The organism is Magnetospirillum gryphiswaldense MSR-1 v2 (genome assembly GCF_000513295.1).
In the GTDB taxonomy this organism is placed as follows: Bacteria; Pseudomonadota; Alphaproteobacteria; order Rhodospirillales; family Magnetospirillaceae; genus Magnetospirillum; species Magnetospirillum gryphiswaldense.
Genome location: NC_023065.1, coordinates 1,190,534 through 1,214,800, shown reverse-complemented (window position 1 = coordinate 1,214,800; position 24,267 = coordinate 1,190,534). Strand labels below are relative to the sequence as shown.

Genomic DNA, 24,267 nt, shown 5'->3' with positions numbered 1-24,267 from the left:
GGACCCGCCAAGGCTCCGGTCTTCCATGTGGGGGGAGTGACGTATGCGCTGTCCATTTTGTGGCCACGACGATACCCAGGTGAAGGATTCGCGGCCGACCGAGGATAATTCGGCCATCCGTCGCCGCCGGTCCTGCCCGGAATGCGGGTCGCGTTTCACCACTTTCGAGCGTGTACAGATCCGTGATCTGGTGGTCATTAAAAAGGACGGCTCGCGCTCGCCCTTCGATCGCGACAAATTGCTGAAGTCGCTGCGCATTGCCCTTCGCAAACGTCCGGTCGAGGAAGAGCAGGTCGAGCGCATCGCCAACGGCATTCATCGCCGCCTGGAAAGCATGGGCGAAAACGAAGTGCCGTCCAAATATATCGGCGAGTTGGTGATGGACGTCCTGATGGACCTGGACAAGGTCGCCTATGTCCGTTACGCCTCGGTCTACCGCAACTTCCGCGAAGCCAAGGACTTCGAGGATTTCCTGGGAAAGATGGTGGGTGGCGACGACGACGATCTCTGACGGCGACCGCGCCCATATGCGTGCCGCGCTGGCCCTGGCCAAGCGCGGACTGGGCAACGTCTGGCCAAATCCCGCCGTCGGCTGCGTCATCGTCGCCGAGGGCCGTGTCGTCGGTCGCGGCTGGACCCAGCCGGGCGGGCGCCCGCATGCGGAAACCGAGGCCCTGGCCATGGCTGGGGCTCTGGCGCGCGGCGGCACCGCCTATGTGACGCTGGAACCGTGTTCCCATCACGGCAAAACCCCGCCTTGCGCCGAAGCTCTGGTCGCCGCCGGTATCCGCCGGGTCGTGGTGGCCATCCAAGACCCCGATCCCCGCGTCGCCGGTCGCGGCATCGCTCTTTTGCAAGCCGCTGGGCTGAGTGTGGTCACCGGGGTGATGGCCGAGGAAGCGGCGGAACTGAACGCTGGGTTTTTATCGAAAGTCACCCGGGGGCGCCCGCTGGTCACTGTCAAGCTGGCCACCACCTTGGATGGCCGCATCGCCACCCATGGCGGTGAAAGTCGCTGGATCACCGGTGCCGCCGCCCGTCAGGCCGGCCATCTGCTGCGGGCCGAAACCGACGCCATCATGGTCGGCAGCGGCACCGTGCTGGCCGATGACCCGGAACTGACCTGCCGCTTGCCCGGCCTGTCCGAGCGTTCGCCCGTGCGCATCGTCGTCGATGGCCGTCTGCGGCTGCCCTTGACCAGCAAGCTGGTCAGCACCGCCAACGATGTGGCCACCTGGGTGCTGACCCAGGAAGGGGCCGAACAGGACCGCCGCGAGGCGTACGAGGAATCCGGTGTCGATGTGGTCGAACTGCCCGCCAACGACCAAGGTCTCGATCTGAACCGAGCCATGCAGGTTCTGGCCGAAAGCGGCATCACCCGCGTTTTGGTGGAAGGTGGCGCCCATCTGACCGCCACCTTGCTGCGCCAGGGGCTGGTCGACCGTCTGGTGTGGTTCCGCGCGGCCCGCGTCATGGGCGGCGATGGCCTGCCGGCGGCGGTGTCGTTCGGCGTCGATCACCTGTCGCAGATGCCTGGGTTTGAATGTGTCGATGTCCGCCGCATCGGTGCCGATCTTGTCGAAAATTACCGAAAAATCTAAGGAGTAGCGGCCGATGTTCACCGGCATCGTCACCGATTTGGGCGCAATTCGTCGTGTTGTCCGCAACGCTGGCAAGGAGACCCGTTTCGAGATCAACACGGCTTATGATCTCAACGGTATCGATATCGGCGCCTCCATCGCCCATAACGGCGTCTGTCTGACCATCGTCGACAAGGGCGCCGATTGGTACGCGGTCGAGGTGTCGGCGGAAAGCATTTCCAAGACCACCTTGGGCGATTGGGTCGAGGGCGGACGCATCAACCTGGAACGCGCCATGAAGGTGGGCGACGAGTTGGGCGGGCATATCGTTTCCGGTCATGTGGACGGCGTCGCCACCGTAATGTCGATTACCGATGAAAATGAATCCAAGCGCTTCGTCTTCGAAGCCCCTGAAAACCTTGCCAAATTCGTCGCCCCCAAGGGCAGCGTGGCGCTGGATGGCGTGTCGTTGACGGTCAATGAGGTTGACGGACGGCGTTTCGGTATCAATGTGATACCGCATACCCAGGCGGTGACCACCTTTGGCCGTTTGCGCCAAGGCGACCGCGTTAACATGGAAATCGACATGCTGGCCCGGTATGTCGCCCGGCTTCTCGACAAGGAATAGGCCCGTGGTCTCGGAATATCATTCTTACCTGTCGCCGATCGAAGAGATCATCGAAGAGGCCCGTCAGGGCCGCATGTTCATTCTGGTCGACGACGAGGACCGCGAAAACGAGGGTGATCTGGTCATCCCCGCCCAGATGGCCACCCCCGACGCCATCAATTTCATGGCCAAGTTCGGTCGCGGCCTGATCTGCCTGTCCATGACCCGGGCCCGTTGCGAGATTTTGGGCTTGAAGCCCATGAGCGCCGATAACGGCACCCGCATGCAGACCGCCTTCACCGTCTCCATCGAGGCCAAGGAAGGGGTGACCACCGGCATATCCGCCGCCGACCGGGCGCGCACCGTGCAGGTGGCCATCGACCCGGAAAAGGATGTGGGCGACATCGTCACCCCCGGCCACGTCTTCCCGCTGATGGCCCGTGACGGCGGCACCCTGGTGCGCGCCGGGCACACCGAAGCGGCGGTGGATATTTCCCGTCTGGCCGGGCTCAACCCGTCCGGCGTGATCTGCGAGATCATGAACGACGACGGCACCATGGCGCGCATGCCCGATCTGGTGAAGTTCGCCCAGTTTCATGGCCTCAAGATCGCCACCATCGCCGACCTGATCGCCTATCGCCGTCGCCACGACAAGATCGTCCGCCGCGAGGTGGAATCCGCCTTCCATTCCACCTGGGGCGGCGACTGGCGCATGGTCGTCTATGTCAACCAGGTGGCTTACGCCGAACATATCGCCCTGGTGAAGGGCGAGATTTCCGGCGAAGGCCCGGTGATGGTGCGCGTCCACGCCGTCAACATCCTGGATGACGTGTTGGGCGACCAGGGCTCGGGCAAGGCCGGACAGCTTCATTCCGCCATGGAAACCATCGCCGCTCATGGCCGTGGCGTGGTGGTTCTGGTGCGCGAGCCGCGTCCGACCAGCCTGTCCGACAGCATCCGCGCCCAGCTCGATTCCAAGCCGGCCCCGGCGGAATTGCGCGATTATGGTGTCGGCGCCCAGATCCTGCTGGATTTGGGGGTCGAGGAAATGATCCTGCTGTCCAACACGCAAAAGACCATCATCGGCCTCGAAGGCTTCGGCCTCAAGGTGGTGGAGCAGCGCCCCATCGAGGTGAAATAGCCATGAACGCCCATATCCTGGTCATCGAGGCCCGTTTCTACGACCATCTGGCCGACATGCTGCTGGCCGGGGCGGTGCAGGCCCTGAACGAGGCCGGCGCCACCCATCAGGTGGTGACCATTCCAGGCGTGCTGGAAATTCCGGCGGCCTTGGAATTCATGGTCGCCTCGGGCAAGCCCTATGACGGCTATGTGGTGCTGGGCACCGCCATCAAGGGCGAGAGCGATCATTACGATCATGTTTGCACCGAATGCATGCGCGGCTGCACCGAATTGTCGCTGCGCCATCATTTGGCCCTGGGCAACGGCGTGCTGACCGTTCATAACGAGGCCCAAGCCTTGAAGCGTGCCGATCCCGCCCGCAAGAACATGGGCGGCCAAGCCGCCCGAGCGGCGTTGCGCATGCTGGAAATCAAACGCGAATTGCAACTGAGCTAGAGAAGAACCGAATTGCGCAAACCCAATCCCGGCGCCACCCGCCGTTCCGCCGCCCGTCTGGCGGCGGTGCAGGCGCTGTATTCCATGGAAATCACCGGCGTCACCGCCGAGCAGGCGCTGGTGGAATTCCGTCAGCGCCTGGACTCCGAACCGCGCGGCAAATTGGCCGAACCCGACATGGATCTGGTGGCGCTGCTGGTGCGCGGCGCCTCGTTCGACGGCGGTGATCTGGATGCCCATATCGCCCGTGGTCTGGCCCGCGACTGGACCGTCGACCGCCTGGAATCGGTGCTGCGCGCCATCCTGCGGGCCGGTGCCTACGAGTTGAAGGCCCGCCCGCAAACTCCGGCCCGCGTCGCCATCACCGAATATGTGGACGTGACCCACGCTTTCTATTCCGGCCCCGAACCGGGCTTGGTCAATGCCGTCATGGACCGCATGGCCCGGGCGCTGCGCCCGGCGGAATTCGAAGGTGGCGGCGCTGCGGCGTCGTAATCCCCCGGTGCCCGGCGCTCCCGACGAATTCGCTCTGATCGCCGAACTGTTTGCCCCGTTATCGGCATCCTATCCCGGTGCCCTCAGTTTGACCGATGATGCCGCCCTGATGGATGTTCCATCGGGGCGGCAATTGGTTTTGACCATGGATTCCATGGTCGCCGGCGTTCATTTCTTCGCCGACGACCCACCGGACCTGATCGCCCGCAAGCTGATTCGCGTTAATCTGTCGGATCTGGCGGCAAAGGGGGCTCAGCCTTTTGCCATCATGCTGAGCGCCGCTTTTCCCCACGCCACCGACGGCGTCTGGCTGCGCCGCTTCGCCCAAGGGCTGGCCGAGGATTGCCGTGCCTTCGCCATTGCCCTGATCGGCGGCGATACCGTCGCCACCCCCGGTCCGCTGACCCTGACGCTGACCGCCTTCGGTCAGGTGCCGCAGGGCCGCGCCTTGCTGCGCTCTGGCGCCGTTGCTGGTGACCAGATATGGCTAAGCGGCAGCCTGGGCGATTCCGCCCTGGGGCTGGTTGCCCGTCAGGGCGGCTTGCCGCACCTGTCCACGTCTTGCCGCGATCACCTGATCGCCCGGTATCTGCTGCCCGAGCCCCGCGTCACCATCGGCCCCGGGCTGATCGGTCTGGCCCATGCCGGCATGGATGTGTCCGATGGTCTGATCCAGGATGTGGGACACATGGCCCGGCAATCGGGGCTGGCGGCGGAAATCCGGGTTGATTTGCTGCCTTTATCCCCGCCGGCGCAGACCGCCCTGGCCGCCGACAATTCCTGTCTTGCCACGATCCTGGGCGGAGGCGATGATTACGAAGTGCTTTTTACCGCGCCGCAATCCGAGGCCGGCGCAATACAGCGCCTTGCCGCCCATACCGGAATCGCCTTGACCGTTATCGGCACCATGGGCGCGGGGCAGGGGGTTCGGGTGGTGGACCGGGACGGGAATGCCGTCGCCGTGGCCCATGAGGGCTGGCGGCATTTCACCGATGCGGGGGAAGAGCAGTGGTCAGGTTGATTTTCATCGTCATTGCTTTTCTGCTGGTCATGGGTGGCCTGGTCGGCGGCCTGTATTTCTGGGGTATCGATCCGTTGGAGAAATTCAACGTCCTGATCGGCAATGCCCCCTCCGTCCCAGGAGCCGAGGTCAAGCCCACCGTCGCGCCGCCATCCTATGTGGAATATGGCCTGCTGTCCGTGCCGGTGATCGAAGAACACGAGGTGCGTAAGCAAGTCGAGATGATCCTGCGGCTCGAGGTTCCCTTCGAGAAGCGTGAAATCGTCGCCCAGAATATCCCACGGTTACAGAGCGCCTATTTGCAGGATATGATGGAGTATCTGCCCATTCATTTGCGCAATGGGCGCCGGCTTGATCCGCCGACGGTCAGTCAGCGTCTGCTGAAGCTGACGGAAAAAACCATAGGTGCCGGCTTTGTTAAGGCTGTTCTAATCGACCAATCCTCGATCAAGTAGTGCTGCATCGCAATATTGCTTGAAATCGGGTGGATGTTTTAGCGGGATTTTGAGGGTTGTTGTTGGAAGCATCCCAAAATCCCCATGGATTGGACAGTCTATTTCTAAAATCCGATGACAAACCGCTACACCCCGTTGCCAACCACCAGTTTATCTGGCAGCGTTTAATGACCTTGCGTCGTCCTCCTTTCGGCCTTTAGCAACTGCCGCAAGCGTTCAAGGGCGTCGAAGTCGTTAACGCAGGCTAAGGGGATCGAACCAACATGACAGATATTTTCGTACTGGCATGCGGCCTCGCGGCCCTGCTTTATGGTGCATGGGCGTTCAAATCGGTGATGGCGACATCCACCGGGACCGAGCGCATGCAGCAAATCGCCGGGGCCATCCAGGAAGGTGCGCGTGCCTATCTGAACCGTCAATACACGACCATCGCCATCGTCGGCGCGGTCATTTTCGTCATTCTGTTCGCCCGTTTGGGGGGCTTTCAGGCCTTTGGCTTTCTGATCGGCGCCATTTTGTCGGGCGCCGCCGGCTATATCGGCATGAATGTTTCGGTGCGCGCCAACGTCCGCACCACCGAAGCCGCCCGCAGCGGCGGCATGCAGCAGGCCCTCGACGTCGCCTTCCGCTCTGGCGCCATCACCGGCATGCTGGTGGTCGGCCTGGGGCTGATCGGACTGGCCGGCTATTACGCCATCCTCAAGGCTACCGGCACGCCGCCGCGCGACGTTCTGGAAGCTTTGGTGGCGTTGTCGTTCGGTGCGTCGCTGATTTCCATCTTCGCCCGTCTGGGCGGTGGCATCTTCACCAAGGGCGCCGACGTGGGCGCCGATCTGGTGGGTAAGGTCGAGGCCGGCATCCCCGAGGATGACCCGCGCAATCCGGCGGTGATCGCCGACAACGTGGGCGACAATGTGGGCGATTGCGCCGGCATGGCCGCCGATTTGTTCGAAACCTATGCGGTGACCATCGTCGGCACCATGCTGCTGGGCTCTATTTTCTTCCTGGGGGCTGCCGACAAGGCGGCGATGATGTCTTTCCCGCTGGTGATCAGCGCGGTGTGCATCCTGTCGTCGGTGGTGGGCACCTTCTTCGTCAAGCTCGACGATTCCGGCAACATCATGAAGGCCTTGTACAAGGGCCTGATCGTCACCGGTTTGTTGTCCGTCGTTCTGATCGCCGGCACCATCATGATCGCCTTCGGCGGCTTCAATGCCGTCTACGACATGAGCGGTCGTCCGGTCACCGGTCTCAACCTGTTCGTCTGCGCCATGTTCGGCCTGGTGGTTACCGGCCTGCTGGTGTGGATCACCGAATACTACACCGGCACCGATTATCGTCCGGTGCGCAGCGTCGCCCAGGCCTCGACCACCGGCCACGGCACCAATGTCATCCAGGGTCTGGCGGTGTCCATGGAATCCACGGCACTGCCGGTTCTGGTCATCTGCGTCGCCATCCTGGCCACCTACTCGGTGGCGGGCCTGTTCGGCATTTCCGTCGCCGCCACCACCATGCTGGCCCTGGCCGGTATGATCGTCGCCCTCGACGCCTATGGCCCGGTGACCGACAATGCCGGCGGTATCGCCGAAATGGCGGAACTGCCCAAGGATGTGCGCAAGATCACCGACGCGCTCGACGCCGTCGGCAATACCACCAAGGCGGTGACCAAGGGCTATGCCATCGGTTCCGCCGCCCTGGCCGCCCTGGTGCTGTTCGCGGCCTATACCGAGGATCTCAAGCATTATTTCCCCGATATCAAGGTCACCTTCAGCCTGGAAGACCCCTATGTGGTGGTCGGCCTGTTCATTGGTGGCCTGCTGCCTTACATGTTCGGTGCCATGGGCATGATGGCGGTGGGGCGCGCCGCCGCTTCGGTGGTGGTCGAGGTTCGGCGTCAGTTCAAGGAAATCCCCGGCATCATGGAAGGCACCGGCAAACCCGATTACGGGCGTGCCGTCGACATGCTGACCAAGGCGGCGATCAAGGAAATGATCATTCCGTCCATGCTGCCGGTGCTGTCGCCCATCGTGCTGTTCGCGGTGATCACCATGGCCGCCGGTCAGGTCGCCGCCTTCACCGCCCTGGGCGCCATGCTGTTGGGCACCATCGTCACCGGCCTGTTCGTGGCCATTTCCATGACCTCGGGCGGTGGTGCCTGGGATAATGCCAAGAAGTACATCGAAGACGGTAATTTCGGCGGCAAAGGCTCCGACGCCCACAAGGCGGCGGTGACCGGCGACACCGTCGGCGATCCCTACAAGGATACCGCCGGCCCCGCCGTCAACCCGATGATCAAGATCATCAACATCGTCGCCATCTTGTTGCTGGCCATGGTCTCCGGCTAGCAGGCAAGCCTTTAAAATCAAAGCCCCGGTCATCACTGACCGGGGCTTTTTTTATCAGTTGCGGCCCATGCCACCCAGGCTGCCGCCGCTTTCCGGTTTGGAGAAGCGACCGATATTGCCCATCAACTGCTCGAGGATTCCCAGTTCCTTGCCGGCGGTCGGGGTTTCGCGGTCGACCAGGACGATTTCCTTGCCGTCCTGCAATTCCTTGTAGGTCACGGTCTTGACGATGCCGGCCATATCGAAATTGACCGACACCACCTTGCGGTCCTTCAGTTCCGGCTTGAAAAAAGCGGTGGTCTCGAAGACCGCCGAGATATATTGCCAGCTTTCGTCGCCATAGGGCATGACCGACGATGGCGTGCCCAGCAAGGCCTGAACCTCCTCGCGGCTGGTTTTACCGGCGGTGATCTTGGCCAGATCCTCGGGATGCGGCAGATTGCCGCGATTGTCGATGGTGGGCGTGCAAGCGGCGATCCCGCCGATGACGGCGGCCAGCAAAGCGGTGCGGAATATCTTCTTCATGGTCGCAATCACGTCTGGGCATTGACGGAGACGGGCTCCGTGTCCAAAGATGGCGAAGATTGCACCCCGTGGTGACGGGTTGTCAACGACCCCGCCGCTCGCCGCGGGCGACCAGACCCACAATCAGGACCGCAGATGCCCTTCAGCCGATTTTTCAAACGCCGGCGTTTCGACGATGCCGCCAATGCCCTCTATGTCGCCCTGGTCGAGCAATCGCGCCAGCCGGCCTTCTATCGCGACCTGGGGGTGGCCGACACCCTGGAGGGGCGTTATGATATGATCATCCTGCACGCCTACATGCTGTTTCGGCGTCTGGGTAAGGGTGACGACGGCGGCTTGCGCGAACTGTCCCAGGAAACCTTTGATTTCATGTTCAACGACATGGATCAGAACCTGCGGGAGATGGGGGTGACCGATACCGGCATCGGCAAGCGGGTGCAGCGCATGGCCGAGGCCTTCTATGGCCGCACCGCCGCCTATGACAAGGCGCTGGGGCAGGGGGGCAGGGCATTGCAGCAGGCCCTGGGCCGCAACCTGTATCAGGGCGTCATGGTGCCCGCCGAGACCGAGGATCGCATGGCCGCCTATGTGCTGGCCCAGATGGCGCATTTGGACACCATCGCCGACGCGACCTTGCTGACCGGCCAGATCACCTTTATTCCGTTGGCGGAGTAAGCGGGATGGACCATACCCCCGAGTTTTCCCGCCCCGTCCTGGTCGACGTCATTCCTACCCGTGGCATCGATATGGAGGTCGAGGCCAAGCCCGGCGAATGCGCTGGCTTGGCCGAACGTTTCGGCATCGTCGCCGTGCACTCGCTGGTGGCGTCGGTGCGCTTGCAGGCCATGGACAACGGCACCTTGTTCCGCCTCGACGGTCGTTTGCGGGCCAAGGTGACGCAAACCTGCGTGGTGACGTTGGAGCCGCTGGAACAAGAGGTTGATGAAACTTTTACGATGACCTTTGGCGGCAGCGAAGAGTCCGATACTATGGAGCTGGATTTGTCCATGGATGACGACGATCCGCCGGAACCCCTGGTGGATGGCGCCATTGACGTGGGCGAAGTGGTCGCCGAGCATCTCGCTTTGGCCTTGGATCCCTTTCCCCGCAAGGCCGGCGCCGCCTTGCCGGAGGTGGTCGCCGAGCCCGAAGTGGTCGAAGTTAAGGTCAGTCCGTTCGCGGCTCTTGCCGGCTTGCGGGAAAAAAAGAAGTAGCAGGGGTCAGCAAACCCTTGCTCCTTGGACACTTTTTGGCTAATAAACCTCCCTTTCCCCGTCAGGGCTTCTGAGCAGAGAGTACGAGAAAATGGCTGTCCCGAAGAAAAAGACCTCCAAGTCCCGCCGCAACATGCGCCGTGCCCACCACGCGCTGCCGTCGGCTTCGGTGGTCGAATGCCCCAATTGCGGCGAAGTGAAGCTGCCCCATCATGTGTGCGGCTCGTGCGGGCACTATGACGGCCGCGAAGTCGTCGCCCAGGCCGAAGCCAACGCCTAAATCTCCCGCTGATCTCTTACGGAGCGCACGGACGTGAGCGCACCCGTCACCATATCCATCGACGCCATGGGTGGCGATCATGCTCCCGAGATGGTGGTCGAAGGGGTGCGGCTTGCGCACGTCCGTCTTCCGCACGTGCGCTATCTGCTGTTCGGCGATGCCCAGCGGATCGAGCCGTTGCTGGAGAAGGCGCCCGAGATCAAGGGGGTCTGCACCGTTCGTCACACCGACGAGGCGGTCAGCAACGACGCCAAGCCCAGCCAGGTTCTGCGTACCGGTCGGCGTTCGTCCATGTGGCTGGCGGTCGATGCCGTCGCCAAGGGCGAAGCCGCCGGCGTGGTTTCCGCTGGCAATACCGGCGCCTTGATGGCGGTGTCCAAGTTCGTGCTGCGCATGCTGCCCGGTATTGACCGCCCGGCCATCGCCGGCCTGTTTCCCACCGAAAAGGGGGAAACGGTGATGCTGGATCTGGGCGCCAACGTCGATTGCAATGCCAACAATCTGGTCGAGTTCGCGGTGATGGGCGAAGTGTTCGCCCGCGCCGTCTTGGGCCTCGAGCAGCCGTCGGTCGGCCTGCTCAATGTCGGCTCCGAGGACATGAAGGGCAACGACGCGGTCAAGGCCGCCGCCGCTGCCCTGCGCGATTCGCCCTTGCCCATCCGCTTCCATGGTTTCGTCGAAGGCAACGATATCGGTGCCGGCACCGTCGACGTGGTGGTGACCGATGGGTTCACCGGCAATATCGCGCTCAAGACCGCCGAAGGCACGGTGAAGTTCTATTCGTCGTTCCTGCGTCAAGCGTTCCAAAGCTCGATCCTGGCCAAGATCGGCTATATCTTCGCCAAGCATGCCTTGAACAAGGTCAAGATGCGGACCGATCCGCGTCGCTACAATGGCGCCATGTTCCTGGGGTTGAACGGCATCGCCGTCAAGAGCCACGGCGGCACCGATGCCTTCGGCTTCGCCAATGCCATCGCTGTCGCCGTCGATCTGGTGGCCCATGGCTATAACGAGCGGATCCGCAAGGAATTCGACCGGTTGAATCCGCAGGATCCGCCTACGCAACGCGCTGCCGGCAACGGGTGACCATTTCCATGATTCTGCGTTCTCAGATCGTCGGCAGCGGCAGTTATCTGCCGTCCCGTATTGTTACCAATGCGGAACTGGCCTCCAAGGTCGATACCTCGGATGACTGGATCGTCGAGCGTACCGGCATCCGCCAGCGCCATATCGCCGCCGATGGCGAAACCACCTCCGATCTGGCCACCATCGCCGCCGAGCGCGCCCTGGCTTCCGCCGGCCTGAAGGGCAGCGACGTCGATTTGCTGATCGTCGCCACCGCCACCCCGGACAATACCTTTCCCGCCACCGCCACCAAGGTGCAAAGTCGCCTGGGCATGACCGGCGGCGCCGCCTTCGACATGCAGGCGGTGTGTTCCGGTTTCATCTTCGCCATGGCCACGGCGGACAATTTCATCAAGGCCGAGCAGGCCCGGACCGCCCTGGTGATCGGTGCCGAAACGTTCTCGCGCATTCTTGACTGGGAAGATCGCGGCACCTGCGTCCTGTTCGGCGACGGTGCCGGCGCCATGGTGTTGCGCGGCTCGTGGGAGAAGGGCGGCAACCAGGATCGCGGCATCTTGTCCACCCATCTGCATTCCGATGGTCGGCACTATGGCTTGCTGCATGTGGATGGCGGTCCGTCCTCGACCCAGACCGTCGGGCATCTGCGCATGGAAGGCAAGGAAGTGTTCCGCCACGCGGTCACCAACCTGGCTCAGGTGGTGGGCGAGGCCTTGCGCGCCAATGATCTGAGTGCCGCCGACATCGATTGGGTGGTGCCGCATCAGGCCAACCGCCGGATTCTGGAAAGCACCGCCAAGAAGCTGGGGCTGTCCATGGATCGCATGGTGGTGACGGTGGATCAGCATGCCAATACCTCGGCGGCTTCCATTCCCCTGGCTTTCCATAGCGCCGTCAGCGATGGCCGTCTGAACAAGGGCGATCTGGTGGTGATGGAAGCCATGGGCGGCGGCTTTACCTGGGGTTCTGCCCTGGTTCGCCTGTAACCTCCATAAGTCAGACCTGCGCACATAGGCAAGGGTCTTCTTGCATCCCTTTGATATTGACGCTTTTCCCGGGACAGGATAGGGTCGGTGACCAATCCACGATCCCCCGTGAAAGGGGCTTTTCGGCATGTCGGACAACACCATCACTCGCGCCCAACTCAGTGAAGCCGTCTACCAGGAGGTGGGGCTTTCCCGCAACGAATCCTCGGATCTGCTCGAGGCCGTGCTGGAAGAGGTGGCCGAGGCCTTGGCCCAGGGTGAAGCCGTGAAGATTTCGTCTTTCGGCAGCTTCGCCGTGCGCTCCAAGGGGCAGCGCATCGGCCGCAATCCCAAGACCGGTGAAGAAGTGCCGATCCTGCCCCGGCGGGTTCTGGTGTTCCGCCCGTCCCAGCTTCTCAAGAAGAAGATCAACGACGGTCCGGTTTCCAAGGCTGGTAAGTAATGACCGGCGACGGCGACGTATCCTCCGGGCGCCGCAGCAACGGTAAGTCCGAATCCGCCTTCCGCACCATCAGCGAAGTTGCCGATGACCTGGACGTGCCGCAGCACGTCCTGCGTTTTTGGGAAAGCAAGTTCCCCCAGGTCAAGCCGCTGAAGCGGGGTGGCGGGCGCCGTTATTACCGCCCCGAGGACGTGGCGCTGCTGCGCCGTATCCGCGATCTGCTGTACAGTGAAGGCTATACCATCAAGGGCGTGCAAAAGCTGTTGCGCGAGGGTGGCCACAAGGATGCCCCGGCGGCGTCTGCGGCCCCGGCCGGCGACGAGCCGGAATTGCAGCTTGATTTGCCGCCGCAGGCCGATGATATCGAGGAAGACGACTTCACCATCATGGATGATGGTGAAGAAGATGATCATCAGGTCATGGCTTTGGAAGCGGAGATGGCGGCGAAACCGGCGGCCGAAGCCGGTTTGCGCCCGGAAATCCGCCAGGAATTGGCCCTGTTGCTGGACGAGCTCGAACAAATGCGATCTTTGCTGCGTCCAAAGCAACGTTGAGGGTTGCATCCCATCGGGGGCGTGAGTATAGTGCGCCCCTCTTCCGGCGGTAACGTCGGTGGAACCCCCGCCAAGCCCTTGGTTTGGCAGCTATTCTTGGATAATCGGCGTCACTGCCGTGCTCCTCGAATCGGTCGGAGCGTAGCGCAGCCCGGTAGCGCATCAGTCTGGGGGACTGGGGGTCGTGGGTTCGAATCCCGCCGCTCCGACCATTATAAAGCCCTGAAATCGCAAGGTTTCAGGGCTTTATCATTTGGGTGACGATGAACCATGTCCGCGACCCCTCATCTCTGGCTGGCCCTGTCGCCCCATGGCTATGGCCACACCGCCATGACCGCACCGGTCATCGCCGAAATCCAACGGCGTATTCCGTCCTTGCGGCTGACGATCCAGACCCAGGTCGACCCGGACTTTCTGCGCAGTCGCTACCGTCATTTCAGTCACGTCGACCAGATCGCTGATTTCGGCTTTCACATGGTTTCCGCCACCGGCATCGACCTGGAGGCCAGTGCACAGGGCTATCTGGACCTGTTCAATCGCTTCGATGTCGAGGTTGCCGACAATGCGGCGCGGATGGCGCTGGATCGTCCGCATCTGGTCTTGTCCAATGTCGCCTTCATCCCCCTGGCGGCGGCGGCCCGCTTGGGGGTTCCCGCTCTGGCCCTGTCGTCGCTGAACTGGGCCGACATGTATGCCCATTACCTTGGTCATCGCCCGGAAGCGCCCCGAGTGCTGGAAAAGCTGCTTTCCGCCTATCACGGTGCCCAAGCTTTTCTGCGCTGTACGCCCGGACAGGCGATGAGCCTGACCAATCAGGTTCAGATCGGTCCCATCGCCCGTATCGGCCAGGATCGACGGGCGGAGATGCGGCGTAATCTGGGGCTGGCCGGTGCGGACCGGGTTGGATTGATCGCCTTTGGCGGTATTGGCCATGATCTGGATTTGACCCATTGGCCTGCGGTGCCGGGCTGGTCGTGGTTGGTGGTCGCCGATGACGTTGCCAGACCCGATATGGTGCATTGGCGGCGCTCGGGCCTGCATTTCAGCGATCTGATCGCGTCCGTCGACGTGGTGGTGACCAAGCCCGGCTATGGCACTTTCACCGAGGCGGCCATGGTCGGAACCCCGGTTTTGTATACCAGCCGCCCCGATTGGCCGGAATCGCCGCATCTGGATGATTGGCTGGCCCGGCATACGCAAGCCTTGGCCACGCAGCACGATGCCTTGATGGGCGATCTTGCCGGCTTACTGCAAAAGTTGTTTTCACTGCCGAAGCAACAGGTTGCCACTCCGGATGGGGTGGCGGAAGCGGCGGAAATCATTGTCGCCGAACTGGAGCGACACTGCGCTATCGACATATGTAGTTGATATGGGCCGAATTCATCACGGCGCTGCATCGACTATCCAGGTGGGAAGGGGAGAGCGAGCATGAGTGAACAAGCCCAGATGGTCTATGTTACCGCACCCGGTCACGATGTGGCGGTCGCCCTGGCCGAAGCCGTGGTCGGGGAAAGGCTGGCCGCCTGCGCCAATATCCTGGGCGCGATTACCTCGGTCTATTGGTGGGACGGCAAGCTGAACCGGGATGGTGAGGTGGCGATGATTTTCAAGACCACGGCCGCGCACATTCCGGCACTGACGGCGCGTATCCGTCAGCTTCATCCCTATGAATGTCCGTGCATCGTCGCCCTTCCCATTGGCGGTGGCAATCCGGACTTTCTCGCCTGGATCGCAGCGGAAACGGCGCCGCGTTAACCCGGCAGCCAGACCGAGGCGGTGGCTTGGGCGGCGATGCCTTCGCCTCGTCCGGTAAAGCCCAGACCTTCGGTGGTGGTGGCCTTGACGCTGACCCGATCCATGGGCAGCCCCAGGATTTCGCCGATGCGGGCGCGCATGGCCGGTCGATGGGGTCCGATTTTGGGCCGTTCGCAGATCAAGGTGACGTCCACATGGACGATGCGGGCACCCAGGCCGTCGACCAGACCGGCAGCATGGGCGAGGAAGCGGTCGGAAGAGGCGCCGCGCCATTGTGGGTCCGAAGGCGGGAAATGGGCGCCGATATCGCCGGCACCGATGGTTCCCAATACCGCATCGGTCAAGGCGTGCAGGGCGACGTCGGCGTCGGAATGGCCCTCCAGTCCCTGATCATGGGCAATCGGCACGCCGCACAGCCACACCTTGGTTCCCGGCGCGAAACGATGGACGTCATAGCCGTTGCCGCAAACCGTATAGCCTTGGCCGCTGAAGCGCCCCTGGGCACGGCTCAGATCCTCGGTGCTGGTGATCTTGAAATTGTCCTCGCTGCCGGCCACCAGGGCGACGCCAAGCCCGGCATGTTCGGCCACGGCGGCATCATCGGTCAGTTCCTGACCCACGGCCTGATGATGGGCCGCCAGGATCGGGCCGAAGCGGAACCCCTGCGGAGTTTGCGCCCGCCACAGCCCGGTACGGTCGATGGTGGTTTGCACCAAGCCGTCGCTGCCGCGCTTCAGGGTGTCGGCCACGGCGATGGCCGGCAGGGCGCCGTCATGGTCGGCCAGGGCGGCAATCACCCGCGCTATGGTGCCGCAATCGACGAAGGGACGGGCACCATCATGGATCAGCACCTGATCGGGGGCCAGGGCCGCCAGGCTTTCCAGCCCCAGACGAACCGAATCCTGACGGCTTTCACCGCCGAAAACCGGCTCGAGCAGGGCCAATCCCTTGGCCGCCGCCTGATAAAGTTCCTGGTCGTCGGGGTGGATGACCACCCGAGTGGCCGCGATGGACGGGTCGGCGGCCAGCCGAGCGAGGGAGTGGCGCAACACCGGGCGCCCGGCAAGATCATGATATTGCTTGGGAATATCACCGCCGAAACGACGCCCGCGCCCGGCGGCGACCACCAATGCCACTGTCTTTGCCATGATCCACTCCGTTCTTGCCGGCGGCAGCCTAATCATCTCGTCGGCGGCTGCCAAGCACGGCCTTTTCCTGGCGCTAAAGGATGCTATAGTCGCCGCCATGCCGACGACCAATCTTCTCAATGCCCTCGCCCTGTGCAGCCTGATTCCCGCCGCCGCCATCCCGTTGCGGCAGGGGGCGGGCCGCGATGGGCCGTTCTGGGCGGCATTGCTGTTGGCCATCAGCGGCCCGGCGGCATGGTCGGTGCATCTGTTATGGGGGGCGTGGCAAACCGGTCTGGGCACCAGCCTGTGGGTGTCCATCGCCGCCAGCGCCTTGCTGTTCGCCCTGGTCGCCGCCCGCACCGAGACCGGCTGGCGGCTGGCGCCGCTGCTGATGCCCTATCTGCTGGCCTTGGGTTTCCTCGCCTCGGCGGTCAAGGGCGAGGCCCGACCGCTGAGCGGGGCGGCGCCGGATGTCTGGTTGGACCTGCATATTGTGACGGCGGTGCTGACCTATGCGCTTTTGACCTTGGCGGCGGTGGCGTCGCTGGCGGTGTTCCTGCAGGAACGCGCGCTCAAGCACAAGCGTCCGACCCGTCTGACCCGCATGTTGCCGGCGGTTTTGCAAAGCGAGACCCTGGCCGGGCGGCTGTTGGTGCTGTCCGAGGTGGTGCTGGGCTGCGGTCTGGCCTCGGGTATGGCCACCCAGTTCCTGGAAACCGGCCATCTTCTGCATTTCGACCACAAAACCCTGTTGTCCATCATCGCTTTCGTTCTGATCGGCGCGTTGCTGACCGGGCATCGGGTTTGCGGTGTGCGCGGACGACTGGCGGCACGGGTGGTGCTGGTGGCGTATCTGCTGCTTACGTTGGCATATCCTGGCGTTAAATTTGTCACGCAAGTAGTTTATTGAGGCACTTTTAGGCATATTTCCCGTAGGCAAGCGGCTTTTGCCGTTGCGTTACGCAGCGTCTGCATAATAAATACGCAGTTATGCACGATACCTTTCGCAAATCGGTCACCATCGGCTCGGTGACCCTGCCCAACCCGGTGATCCTGGCGCCCATGTCGGGGGTCACCGACATGCCGTGCCGCCGTCTGGTCAAGCGCATGGGCGCAGGCCTGGTGGTTTCCGAAATGATCGCCAGCCAAGCCATGATCCGCGCCAATCGCCAGACCATGAAAATGGCCAGCAATTGCGCCGAGGAACACCCCATGTCGGTGCAGCTTGCCGGCTGCGAACCCGAGGTGATGGCCGAGGCGGCGCGCATGAACGCCGATCGCGGCGCCGCCATCATCGACATCAACATGGGCTGCCCGGTGAAGAAGGTGGCGGTCAAGGGCGAGGCCGGTTCGGCCCTGATGAAGGACGAAATTCTGGCCGGCCAGCTGATGGAAGCCACCGTCCGGGCGGTGGATGTGCCGGTGACGCTGAAATGCCGCATGGGCTGGGATCACAACCGGCTGAACGCGCCGCGTCTGGCCAGGATCGCCCAGGAATCGGGGATCAAGATGGTCACCATTCATGGCCGCACCCGCCAGCAATTCTATACCGGCACCGCCGATTGGAAGTTCGTCCGTCAGGTCAAGGACGCGGTCGATATCCCGGTGATCGTCAACGGCGACATCGAAACCATCGACGACGCCATCCGCGCCTTGGCGGAATCGGGCGCCGACGGCGTGATGATCGGGCGCGGCTCCTATGGCCGTCCGTGGTTTCCCGGTCAGGTGGCCCATTATCTGGCCACCGGCGAACGCCCGACCGATCCGGCACTGGACCAGCAATTGGCCATCTTGCTGGAGCATTTCGACGACATGCTCAGCCATTACGGCCTGGACACCGGCGTGCGCATGGCCCGCAAGCATATCGCTTGGTATTCCAAGGGGCTGCACGGCTCGGCGGAGTTCCGTTCACACGTCAACAAGATGTCCGACGCCCAGGCCGTGCGGGCGGCCATTCATGATTTTTATCTGCCGCTGCTGGACAAGGTGGCCGCATGATCGGGAAGGTATCCGCCATGCTGCGCCGCCCTCAGGCTGCTTCCATCGATCCGTCCGTGGTGCTGGGGGCGCTGGCCTCGTCGATCCTGGTGATCGATACGGCGAACAAGATTCAGTATGCCAACGCCTCGGCCGAGCAATTGTTCCAATCCGGCGCCTCGTATCTGCTGGGCAAGCCGATCACCGATCTGCTGCCGCCCGATTCGCCCATTCTGTCGCTGATCGACCAGGCCCGTAACGATGCTCAGGTGGTGTCGGAACACGGCATTTCCCTGGATACCCCGCGCACCGGCCACCGTACCGTCACCGTCCAGGCGGCACCGGTGAACGAATGCCCCGGTCTGGTGGCCCTATCGCTGCACGAACAATCCATCGCCCTCAAGATCGGCGGGTCGTTGTCCAGCCGCAACGCGGCACGCTCGGTATCGGCCATGGCCGCCATGCTGGCGCACGAGGTCAAGAACCCGCTGTCGGGCATCCGCGGCGCCGCCCAGTTGCTGGAAAGCGCAGCAAGCGAGGACGACCGGGTGCTGACCCGCCTGATCATCGACGAGGCCGATCGCATCGTTGCCCTGGTCGACCGCATGGAAGTGTTTTCGGACAAGCCCATGGTCGAACGCGGCGCCGTCAACATCCATCAGGTGCTGGAGCATGTGCGCCGCATCGCCGAAAACGGCTTTGCCCGCACTGTGCGCATTGTCGAGAATTACGATCCGTCCTTGCCGCCGGTGGCCGGCGACCGCGACCAGTTGATCCAACTGTTCCTCAATCTGGTCAAGAACGCCGCCGAGGCGGTGCCGTCCGAGGGCGGCGAAATCATCATTTCCACTGCCTACCAGCATGGTGTGCGTTTGGCCGTTCCGGGCAGCGAAGTGCGCCGCCACCTGCCGCTGCTGGTCAGTATTCAGGATAATGGAATCGGTATCCCCGATGACCTGCGTCCGCATCTGTTCGATGCCTTCGTCACCACCAAACCTTCGGGTACCGGATTGGGGTTGGCTTTGGTTGCCAAAATCGTGGGGGATCTGGGGGGCATTGTCGAATTCGACAGCACGCCTCGCCGCACCGTGTTCAAGGTGATGTTGCCCATGGTTCAGGAAGGGGACGAGGGCTGATACGATGACCACCAATTCCACCATTCTGGTTGCCGACGATGATCGCGGCATCCGCACCGTTTTGGCCCAAGCCTTGGGCCGTGCCGGCTATGAGGTGCGCACCACCGGCAATGCCTCGACCCTGTGGCGCTGGGTGTCGGAAGGCGAGGGCGATCTGGTCATCACCGACGTGGTCATGCCCGATGAAAGCGGTCTCGATCTGTTGCCGCGCATCAAGAAAATCCGTCCCGACATGCGCATCATCGTCATGAGCGCGCAAAACACCCTGCTGACCGCCGTCAAGGCCACCCAGCGCGGGGCCTTCGAGTATCTGCCCAAGCCCTTCGACCTGAAGGAGCTGGTGGCTGTTGTCAATCGCGCATTGACGGCGCCGCGCTCGGCCCCGGCGGAAGGTCAGCCCGGCGACGATGACGAGGAAAAGCTGCCGTTGATCGGCCGCTCGCCGGCCATGCAGGAAATCTACCGCACCTTGGCGCGGTTGATGGGCACCGACCTGACGGTGATGATCACCGGCGAATCGGGTACCGGCAAGGAACTGGTGGCGCGCGCCCTGCATGATTACGGCAAGCGCCGCAATGGTCCGTTCGTCGCCATCAACATGGCGGCCATCCCGCGCGAACTGATCGAAAGTGAATTGTTCGGGCATGAAAAGGGCGCCTTCACCGGCGCCACCCAGCGGGCCACCGGTCGGTTCGAGCAGGCCGAGGGCGGCACGCTTTTCCTGGACGAAATCGGCGACATGCCGCCCGAGGCCCAGACCCGGTTACTGCGTGTGTTGCAGGAAGGCGAATACACCACGGTGGGCGGGCGGACCCCCATCCGCGCCAATGTGCGCATCGTCGCCGCCACCCACCGCGACCTGACCCAGTTGATCCGCCAAGGCCTGTTCCGCGAGGATCTGTTCTATCGCCTTAACGTGGTCCCTATCCGTCTGCCGCCGTTGCGCGAACGGACCGAAGATATTCCCGAACTGATCCGTCACTTCCTCGCCCAGGGCAGCAGCGAGGGCTTGCCGCAAAAGAGCATCGATTCCCAGGCCATGGACCGCTTGAAGCGTCATCGCTGGCCCGGCAACGTGCGTGAGCTGGAAAATCTGGTGCGCCGTCTGGCCGCGCTTTATTCGCAGGAAGTCATCGGTATCGAGGTGATCGAGGCCGAATTGGCCGGCGGTGCGCCGGCCAGCGATGCCATGAGCGCCGGCGACGGCGAGGGGCTGTCGGCCTCGGTCGAGCGGCATCTGCGCGAATATTTCGGCAGCCACGAAGACAGCCTGCCGCCGCCCGGCGTTTATGACCGGGTGCTCAGGGAGGTCGAGCGTCCGCTGATCGCCCTGGCCTTGGAAGTCACCCGCGGCAACCAGATCAAGGCGGCGCAGATTCTGGGCCTCAACCGCAACACCTTGCGCAAGAAAATCCGCGAATTGGATGTTTCCGTCGGGCGTGGCGGCTTCAAGTAACGGGGGATCGCATGGCCGTTGACCGCCGTCGCCTGGGGCTGCGCCTGATGATCTGGGCGCGCAATGTCGGGCTGGCCCGCAAGCTGGCTTTCGGCCTGACCCTGGCGGTGGTTCCATCGGTGGTGGCCACCTTCCTGGCCTTGACTGTTTCCGGTCCCATCGGCCCCGACCCCAAGACGGTGCTGTCGCTGATCGCCCTTGACGTCATGCTGCTGGTGGCGCTGGCGGTGGTCATCGGCGTGCGCATCATCGGTGTGTGGCGGGCCCGGCGGCGCGGGTCGTCGGGGTCGCGCCTGCATTTGCGCTTCATCGTGCTGTTCGCGCTGGTGGCGGTGACTCCGGCCATCGTCGTTTCGGTGGGCTCCACCGTGTTTTTCCGCTATGGCGTCGAAAGCTGGTTTTCCGACCGCGTGCGTACCGCGCTTCAGGCCTCGTTGCAGGTGGCACGGGCGTACTTGGAAGAACACCAGCAGATCATCGGCGGCGATGTCCTGGCCATGGCCAACGATATCAACCGTGAAGGGCTGTTGCTCAGCCGTAATCCCCAGCGCTTTTCCAGCTTCATTTCCAGTCAGGCGGCGTTGCGCGGTCTGACCGAGGCTTTGGTTTTCGACGGCCAGGGGCGGGTGCTGGCCCGTACCGGTCTGGCTTTTTCCATCGAATCCAGCCTGGATCAAATCCCGTTCTGGGCCTTGGAAAAAGCGCGATCGGGCGAGGTGGCGGTGCTGACCACCGAGGACGACGACCGTGTCCGCGCGCTGGTCCAGTTGCAGGGCTTTTTCGACGAGACTTTCTTGTATGTGGGCCGCTTCGTCGATCCCAAGGTCATTGGCCACATGGAACAAACCTCGGCGGCGGTGGCCGAGTATGAACACCTGGAGGGGCGGCGCCTGAGTCTGGAACGCGCCTTCTCCATGATCTTCGCCATCATCGCCTTGCTGCTGCTGCTGGCGGCGGTGTGGGTGGGGTTGAGCATGGCCATGAGCTTGGCCACCCCCATCGTCCGCCTGATCGATGCCGCCGAACGGGTCCGGTCCGGCGATCTGACGGCGCGGGTGGCGGAAGGCAAGGGGGCCGACGAGATCGGCTCGTTGGTCCGTGCCTTCAACCGCATGACCGAGCAATTGTCGGAACAGCGCCAGGAATTGATCGACGCCAACCGCGAGTTGGACGAGCGCTCGCGTTTCACCGAAACGGTCCTTGCCGGCGTTTCCGCCGGCGTGATCGGCCTGGACCGCGACGGCAATATCCATCTGCCCAATCGTTCGGCCTGCGACCTGCTGGCGGCCCCGCCTGAAGCGTTGATCGGCCAGCATCTGACCGAGATCGCGCCCGAATTCAGCACGGCCTTCGATGAAGTGGTGCGCCGTCCGGAAAAGCTGATCCAACACGAAATCAAGCTGGTGCGGCTGGCCCGCCAGCGGACCTTGCTGGTGCGGCTGGCGGCGGAGCGGCTGGAAGGCGAGACCATCGGCTATGTGGTCACCTTCGACGATATTTCCGAGTTGGTGTCGGCCCAACGCACCGCCGCCTGGGCTGACGTGGCCCGCCGCATCGCCCACGAAATCAAGAACCCGCTGACCCCGATCCAATTGTCGGCGGAGCGGTTGAAGCGCAAATATCTCAAGGAGATACAAAGCGACCCTGAGACCTATGCGACCCTGGTGGACACCATCGTCCGCCAGGTGGGCGATATCGGGCGCATGGTCGACGAGTTTTCCTCATTCGCCCGCATGCCGGCGCCACAAATGAAAAAGGCCGATCTCGCCGCCATCTGCCGTGAGGCCTTGTTCCTGCAAAAGACCGGCAATCCCGGCGTCCGCTTCACCAGCGCCATCCCCGACCATCCGGTGCCCATGCTGTGCGATTCTCGCCTGTTCGGTCAGGCCTTGACCAATCTGCTGAAAAACGCGGTCGAGGCCATTCAGGGCCGCGATGGAACCGATTTGCCTCCCGGTCAGGTCTCGTTGGCGCTGTTTTCCGACAAATCGCGCATTACCATCGAAGTCAGCGATAACGGCAAGGGCCTGCCCAAGGAAAACCGTGACCGTCTGACCGAACCCTATGTCACCACCCGCACCAAGGGCACCGGATTAGGGCTTGCCATCGTCAAGAAAATCGTAGAAGACCATGAGGGTGATCTTCGACTGGAGGACGCGCCATCGGGTGGTGCCCGAGTGTGTCTGGTCTTCCGCGAAGGTGACGATTCCTCGCAGGTTCCCGCTGCCGAAATGACGGCTCAACATGGCTCATGACATTCTGATCGTCGACGACGAGGCCGATATCCGCGCGCTGATCGCCGGCATTCTTGAAGACGAAGGTTATTCCACCCGCGAGGCCGGAAATTCTGATGCCGCGCTGGAAGCCGTGCGCGCGCGTCGTCCCAGCCTGATCATCCAGGACATCTGGTTGCAAGGCTCTGATCTGGACGGTTTAGGCATTCTGGCGGCGGTCAAGTACGACCACCCGGATGTGCCGGTGGTGATGATTTCCGGTCACGGCACCATCGAGACGGCGGTGGAGGCCATCAAGATCGGCGCCTACGATTTCATCGAAAAGCCGTTCAAGACCGACCGCCTGCTGATCATTGTCGAACGCGCCATCGAGGCCGCCAAGCTGCGCCGCGAAAATGCCGAGCTGCGCCTGCGCATCGGCAATCCGGTAGCGGTGGGCGATCTGGTCGGCGCCTCGCCCTTCATTCAGCAGATCCGCTCGGCGGTGGATAAGGTGGCGCCCACCAATTCCCGCGTTCTCATCACCGGTCCCGCCGGATCGGGCAAGGAAGTGGCGGCCCGTATCATCCATGCCCGCTCGCGCCGGGCCGAGGCCCCCTTCGTCGTACTCAACTGTGCCGCCATGCACCCCGACCGCATGGAAGTCGAACTGTTCGGCACCGAGCACGGTGACGGCACCGACGCGCCGCGCAAGATCGGCACCTTCGAGCAGGCCCATGGCGGCACGCTTCTGTTGGACGAAGTGGCCGACATGCCGTTGGAAACCCAGGGCAAGATCGTCCGCGTCCTCCAGGACCAGACCTTTGAACGTGTCGGTGGCGGCACTCGGGTCGAGGTGGATGTCCGCGTCATCGCCACCACCAACCGCGACCTTCAGGCCGAGTTGGCCGCCGGGCGGTTCCGCGAGGATTTGTATTATCGCCTGAACGTGGTTCCCATTCGGGTGCCGTCCTTGCGCGAGCGCCGGGAAGACGTTCCGGCCCTGGCCCGGCATTTCATGCAATTGGCGGCGCAAGCCGCCGGTACCCAGGGGCGCCCCTTGGGCGAAGACACCTTGGCGGCGTTGCAGGCCTATGATTGGCCCGGCAACGTTCGGCAATTGCGTAACGTGATGGACTGGCTTTTGATCATGGCCCCGGGCGAAGCGGGCGAGATGATCCGAGCCGACATGCTGCCGGGCGAGATCAGCGCCATCACCCCGGCGGTGCTGCGCTGGGAAAAATCCAGCGAGATCATGACGCTGCCCTTGCGTGACGCGCGAGAATTGTTTGAACGGGAATATCTTCTGGCCCAGGTCAATCGTTTCGCCGGCAATATTTCGCGCACGGCGGCGTTTGTCGGCATGGAGCGTTCGGCCCTGCACCGCAAATTGAAGCTTTTGGGTGTCAATACCGACGACAAGGCCAAGCCCTGA

The 24,267-nt window shown here is 63.0% G+C and carries 26 protein-coding genes and 1 tRNA gene; 25 read left to right on the top strand and 2 right to left on the bottom strand.

The annotated features are described in order from the left end of the window. Nucleotides 1-43: 43 nt before the first annotated feature. From nrdR to MGMSRV2_RS05735, 9 genes are all read left to right on the top strand, one after another. Nucleotides 44-511 carry a transcriptional regulator NrdR gene (gene nrdR, locus MGMSRV2_RS05775; RefSeq protein ID WP_024079416.1) on the top strand — a complete coding sequence of 156 codons (468 nt, stop codon included), beginning with the start codon at nt 44-46 and terminating at the stop codon, nt 509-511. A 16-nt stretch (nt 512-527) separates the two neighbouring features. Further along, on the top strand, nt 528-1,601 hold the full coding sequence (ribD, locus tag MGMSRV2_RS05770; protein ID WP_041633466.1) for a bifunctional diaminohydroxyphosphoribosylaminopyrimidine deaminase/5-amino-6-(5-phosphoribosylamino)uracil reductase RibD: 1,074 nt from the start codon (nt 528-530) through the stop codon (nt 1,599-1,601). A 13-nt stretch (nt 1,602-1,614) separates the two neighbouring features. Continuing rightward, nucleotides 1,615-2,208, top strand: coding sequence for a riboflavin synthase (locus MGMSRV2_RS05765; RefSeq protein WP_024079414.1), 594 nt, complete (start codon nt 1,615-1,617; stop codon nt 2,206-2,208). Next, nucleotides 2,180-3,328, top strand: coding sequence for a 3,4-dihydroxy-2-butanone-4-phosphate synthase (gene ribB, locus MGMSRV2_RS05760; RefSeq protein ID WP_052588878.1), 1,149 nt, complete (start codon nt 2,180-2,182; stop codon nt 3,326-3,328). Before MGMSRV2_RS05765 ends, ribB begins: the two co-directional genes overlap by 29 nt. A 2-nt stretch (nt 3,329-3,330) precedes the next feature. Then, nucleotides 3,331-3,765 carry a 6,7-dimethyl-8-ribityllumazine synthase gene (ribH, locus tag MGMSRV2_RS05755; protein ID WP_024079412.1) on the top strand — a complete coding sequence of 145 codons (435 nt, stop codon included), beginning with the start codon at nt 3,331-3,333 and terminating at the stop codon, nt 3,763-3,765. 12 nt (nt 3,766-3,777) lie between these two features. Continuing rightward, nucleotides 3,778-4,260, top strand: a complete 483-nt coding sequence (nusB, locus tag MGMSRV2_RS05750; protein ID WP_024079411.1) for a transcription antitermination factor NusB — start codon at nt 3,778-3,780, stop codon at nt 4,258-4,260. Further along, nucleotides 4,238-5,281: a thiamine-phosphate kinase gene (thiL, locus tag MGMSRV2_RS05745; protein ID WP_024079410.1), complete on the top strand. Its 1,044-nt coding sequence runs from the start codon at nt 4,238-4,240 to the stop codon at nt 5,279-5,281. The genes nusB and thiL overlap by 23 nt, the downstream gene beginning before the upstream one ends. Further along, a complete protein-coding gene (locus MGMSRV2_RS05740; RefSeq protein ID WP_024079409.1) occupies nt 5,269-5,736 on the top strand; it encodes a hypothetical protein in 468 nt (155 codons plus the stop codon). Before thiL ends, MGMSRV2_RS05740 begins: the two co-directional genes overlap by 13 nt. A 263-nt stretch (nt 5,737-5,999) precedes the next feature. Further along, on the top strand, nt 6,000-8,081 hold the full coding sequence (locus MGMSRV2_RS05735; protein WP_024079408.1) for a sodium-translocating pyrophosphatase: 2,082 nt from the start codon (nt 6,000-6,002) through the stop codon (nt 8,079-8,081). A gap of 54 nt (nt 8,082-8,135) precedes the next feature. Here the strand turns inward: MGMSRV2_RS05735 and MGMSRV2_RS05730 are convergent, their stop codons facing one another. Further along, the gene (locus MGMSRV2_RS05730; RefSeq protein WP_024079407.1) at nt 8,136-8,606 is read right to left on the bottom strand and encodes an outer membrane protein assembly factor BamE; all 471 of its coding nucleotides are present in this window, start codon (nt 8,604-8,606) and stop codon (nt 8,136-8,138) included. Between the two features lie 135 nt (nt 8,607-8,741). Between MGMSRV2_RS05730 and MGMSRV2_RS05725 the strand changes: the two genes are divergently transcribed. From MGMSRV2_RS05725 to cutA, 10 genes are all read left to right on the top strand, one after another. Next, complete coding sequence (locus MGMSRV2_RS05725) at nt 8,742-9,281, top strand: ubiquinol-cytochrome C chaperone family protein (protein ID WP_024079406.1); 540 nt, start codon at nt 8,742-8,744, stop codon at nt 9,279-9,281. A 5-nt stretch (nt 9,282-9,286) separates the two neighbouring features. After that, complete coding sequence (locus MGMSRV2_RS05720) at nt 9,287-9,820, top strand: DUF177 domain-containing protein (protein ID WP_024079405.1); 534 nt, start codon at nt 9,287-9,289, stop codon at nt 9,818-9,820. Nucleotides 9,821-9,911: 91 nt separating this feature from the next. After that, a complete protein-coding gene (gene rpmF, locus MGMSRV2_RS05715) occupies nt 9,912-10,100 on the top strand; it encodes a 50S ribosomal protein L32 (protein WP_024079404.1) in 189 nt (62 codons plus the stop codon). Nucleotides 10,101-10,133: 33 nt separating this feature from the next. Then, complete coding sequence (gene plsX, locus MGMSRV2_RS05710) at nt 10,134-11,186, top strand: phosphate acyltransferase PlsX (protein ID WP_024079403.1); 1,053 nt, start codon at nt 10,134-10,136, stop codon at nt 11,184-11,186. A gap of 8 nt (nt 11,187-11,194) precedes the next feature. Next, entirely contained in the window at nt 11,195-12,169 is a 975-nt protein-coding gene (locus MGMSRV2_RS05705; RefSeq protein WP_041633462.1) for a beta-ketoacyl-ACP synthase III, read from the top strand. A 127-nt stretch (nt 12,170-12,296) separates the two neighbouring features. Further along, the gene (locus MGMSRV2_RS05700; protein WP_024079401.1) at nt 12,297-12,611 is read left to right on the top strand and encodes an integration host factor subunit alpha; all 315 of its coding nucleotides are present in this window, start codon (nt 12,297-12,299) and stop codon (nt 12,609-12,611) included. Then, a complete protein-coding gene (locus MGMSRV2_RS05695; protein ID WP_024079400.1) occupies nt 12,611-13,165 on the top strand; it encodes a MerR family transcriptional regulator in 555 nt (184 codons plus the stop codon). Before MGMSRV2_RS05700 ends, MGMSRV2_RS05695 begins: the two co-directional genes overlap by 1 nt. Before the next feature lie 135 nt (nt 13,166-13,300). Then, a tRNA-Pro gene (locus MGMSRV2_RS05690) sits at nt 13,301-13,377 on the top strand. A 58-nt stretch (nt 13,378-13,435) separates the two neighbouring features. Further along, complete coding sequence (locus MGMSRV2_RS05685) at nt 13,436-14,533, top strand: hypothetical protein (RefSeq protein ID WP_024079399.1); 1,098 nt, start codon at nt 13,436-13,438, stop codon at nt 14,531-14,533. Nucleotides 14,534-14,593: 60 nt separating this feature from the next. After that, nucleotides 14,594-14,920, top strand: a complete 327-nt coding sequence (gene cutA / locus MGMSRV2_RS05680; protein WP_024079398.1) for a divalent-cation tolerance protein CutA — start codon at nt 14,594-14,596, stop codon at nt 14,918-14,920. Here the strand turns inward: cutA and MGMSRV2_RS05675 are convergent. Beyond that, on the bottom strand, nt 14,917-16,068 hold the full coding sequence (locus MGMSRV2_RS05675) for a bifunctional 2-C-methyl-D-erythritol 4-phosphate cytidylyltransferase/2-C-methyl-D-erythritol 2,4-cyclodiphosphate synthase (RefSeq protein WP_024079397.1): 1,152 nt from the start codon (nt 16,066-16,068) through the stop codon (nt 14,917-14,919). The two genes, cutA and MGMSRV2_RS05675, sit on opposite strands and share 4 nt — an antisense overlap. Before the next feature lie 97 nt (nt 16,069-16,165). On the opposite strand from MGMSRV2_RS05675, the gene MGMSRV2_RS05670 reads away from it, so the two are divergent. From MGMSRV2_RS05670 to ntrX, 6 genes are all read left to right on the top strand, one after another. Then, nucleotides 16,166-16,960 (top strand): cytochrome C assembly family protein, encoded by a 795-nt coding sequence (locus MGMSRV2_RS05670; protein WP_024079396.1) that lies wholly within the window; start codon nt 16,166-16,168, stop codon nt 16,958-16,960. Nucleotides 16,961-17,040: 80 nt separating this feature from the next. After that, nucleotides 17,041-18,048 carry a tRNA dihydrouridine synthase DusB gene (gene dusB, locus MGMSRV2_RS05665; RefSeq protein WP_024079395.1) on the top strand — a complete coding sequence of 336 codons (1,008 nt, stop codon included), beginning with the start codon at nt 17,041-17,043 and terminating at the stop codon, nt 18,046-18,048. Next, entirely contained in the window at nt 18,045-19,163 is a 1,119-nt protein-coding gene (locus MGMSRV2_RS05660) for a two-component system sensor histidine kinase NtrB (RefSeq protein WP_024079394.1), read from the top strand. Before dusB ends, MGMSRV2_RS05660 begins: the two co-directional genes overlap by 4 nt. 4 nt (nt 19,164-19,167) lie before the next feature. Next, nucleotides 19,168-20,619 carry a nitrogen regulation protein NR(I) gene (gene ntrC, locus MGMSRV2_RS05655; RefSeq protein WP_024079393.1) on the top strand — a complete coding sequence of 484 codons (1,452 nt, stop codon included), beginning with the start codon at nt 19,168-19,170 and terminating at the stop codon, nt 20,617-20,619. 11 nt (nt 20,620-20,630) lie between these two features. Continuing rightward, nucleotides 20,631-22,874, top strand: a complete 2,244-nt coding sequence (locus tag MGMSRV2_RS05650; RefSeq protein ID WP_024079392.1) for a sensor histidine kinase NtrY-like — start codon at nt 20,631-20,633, stop codon at nt 22,872-22,874. Next, nucleotides 22,864-24,267, top strand: coding sequence for a nitrogen assimilation response regulator NtrX (gene ntrX, locus MGMSRV2_RS05645; RefSeq protein ID WP_024079391.1), 1,404 nt, complete (start codon nt 22,864-22,866; stop codon nt 24,265-24,267). Before MGMSRV2_RS05650 ends, ntrX begins: the two co-directional genes overlap by 11 nt.

What these genes read in the sequence shown, in the direction of transcription:
- nrdR (WP_024079416.1), top strand. Translation starts at nt 44, where the DNA reads ATGCGCTGTCCATTTTGTGGCCACGACGATACCCAGGTGAAGGATTCG.
- ribD (WP_041633466.1), top strand. Translation starts at nt 528, where the DNA reads ATGCGTGCCGCGCTGGCCCTGGCCAAGCGCGGACTGGGCAACGTCTGG.
- MGMSRV2_RS05765 (WP_024079414.1), top strand. Translation starts at nt 1,615, where the DNA reads ATGTTCACCGGCATCGTCACCGATTTGGGCGCAATTCGTCGTGTTGTC.
- ribB (WP_052588878.1), top strand. Translation starts at nt 2,180, where the DNA reads ATGTCGCCCGGCTTCTCGACAAGGAATAGGCCCGTGGTCTCGGAATAT.
- ribH (WP_024079412.1), top strand. Translation starts at nt 3,331, where the DNA reads ATGAACGCCCATATCCTGGTCATCGAGGCCCGTTTCTACGACCATCTG.
- MGMSRV2_RS05735 (WP_024079408.1), top strand. Translation starts at nt 6,000, where the DNA reads ATGACAGATATTTTCGTACTGGCATGCGGCCTCGCGGCCCTGCTTTAT.
- MGMSRV2_RS05730 (WP_024079407.1), bottom strand. Translation starts at nt 8,606, where the DNA reads ATGAAGAAGATATTCCGCACCGCTTTGCTGGCCGCCGTCATCGGCGGG.
- MGMSRV2_RS05725 (WP_024079406.1), top strand. Translation starts at nt 8,742, where the DNA reads ATGCCCTTCAGCCGATTTTTCAAACGCCGGCGTTTCGACGATGCCGCC.
- MGMSRV2_RS05720 (WP_024079405.1), top strand. Translation starts at nt 9,287, where the DNA reads ATGGACCATACCCCCGAGTTTTCCCGCCCCGTCCTGGTCGACGTCATT.
- rpmF (WP_024079404.1), top strand. Translation starts at nt 9,912, where the DNA reads ATGGCTGTCCCGAAGAAAAAGACCTCCAAGTCCCGCCGCAACATGCGC.
- MGMSRV2_RS05705 (WP_041633462.1), top strand. Translation starts at nt 11,195, where the DNA reads ATGATTCTGCGTTCTCAGATCGTCGGCAGCGGCAGTTATCTGCCGTCC.
- MGMSRV2_RS05700 (WP_024079401.1), top strand. Translation starts at nt 12,297, where the DNA reads ATGTCGGACAACACCATCACTCGCGCCCAACTCAGTGAAGCCGTCTAC.
- MGMSRV2_RS05695 (WP_024079400.1), top strand. Translation starts at nt 12,611, where the DNA reads ATGACCGGCGACGGCGACGTATCCTCCGGGCGCCGCAGCAACGGTAAG.
- MGMSRV2_RS05685 (WP_024079399.1), top strand. Translation starts at nt 13,436, where the DNA reads ATGTCCGCGACCCCTCATCTCTGGCTGGCCCTGTCGCCCCATGGCTAT.
- cutA (WP_024079398.1), top strand. Translation starts at nt 14,594, where the DNA reads ATGAGTGAACAAGCCCAGATGGTCTATGTTACCGCACCCGGTCACGAT.
- MGMSRV2_RS05675 (WP_024079397.1), bottom strand. Translation starts at nt 16,068, where the DNA reads ATGGCAAAGACAGTGGCATTGGTGGTCGCCGCCGGGCGCGGGCGTCGT.
- MGMSRV2_RS05670 (WP_024079396.1), top strand. Translation starts at nt 16,166, where the DNA reads ATGCCGACGACCAATCTTCTCAATGCCCTCGCCCTGTGCAGCCTGATT.
- dusB (WP_024079395.1), top strand. Translation starts at nt 17,041, where the DNA reads ATGCACGATACCTTTCGCAAATCGGTCACCATCGGCTCGGTGACCCTG.
- MGMSRV2_RS05660 (WP_024079394.1), top strand. Translation starts at nt 18,045, where the DNA reads ATGATCGGGAAGGTATCCGCCATGCTGCGCCGCCCTCAGGCTGCTTCC.
- ntrC (WP_024079393.1), top strand. Translation starts at nt 19,168, where the DNA reads ATGACCACCAATTCCACCATTCTGGTTGCCGACGATGATCGCGGCATC.
- MGMSRV2_RS05650 (WP_024079392.1), top strand. Translation starts at nt 20,631, where the DNA reads ATGGCCGTTGACCGCCGTCGCCTGGGGCTGCGCCTGATGATCTGGGCG.
- ntrX (WP_024079391.1), top strand. Translation starts at nt 22,864, where the DNA reads ATGGCTCATGACATTCTGATCGTCGACGACGAGGCCGATATCCGCGCG.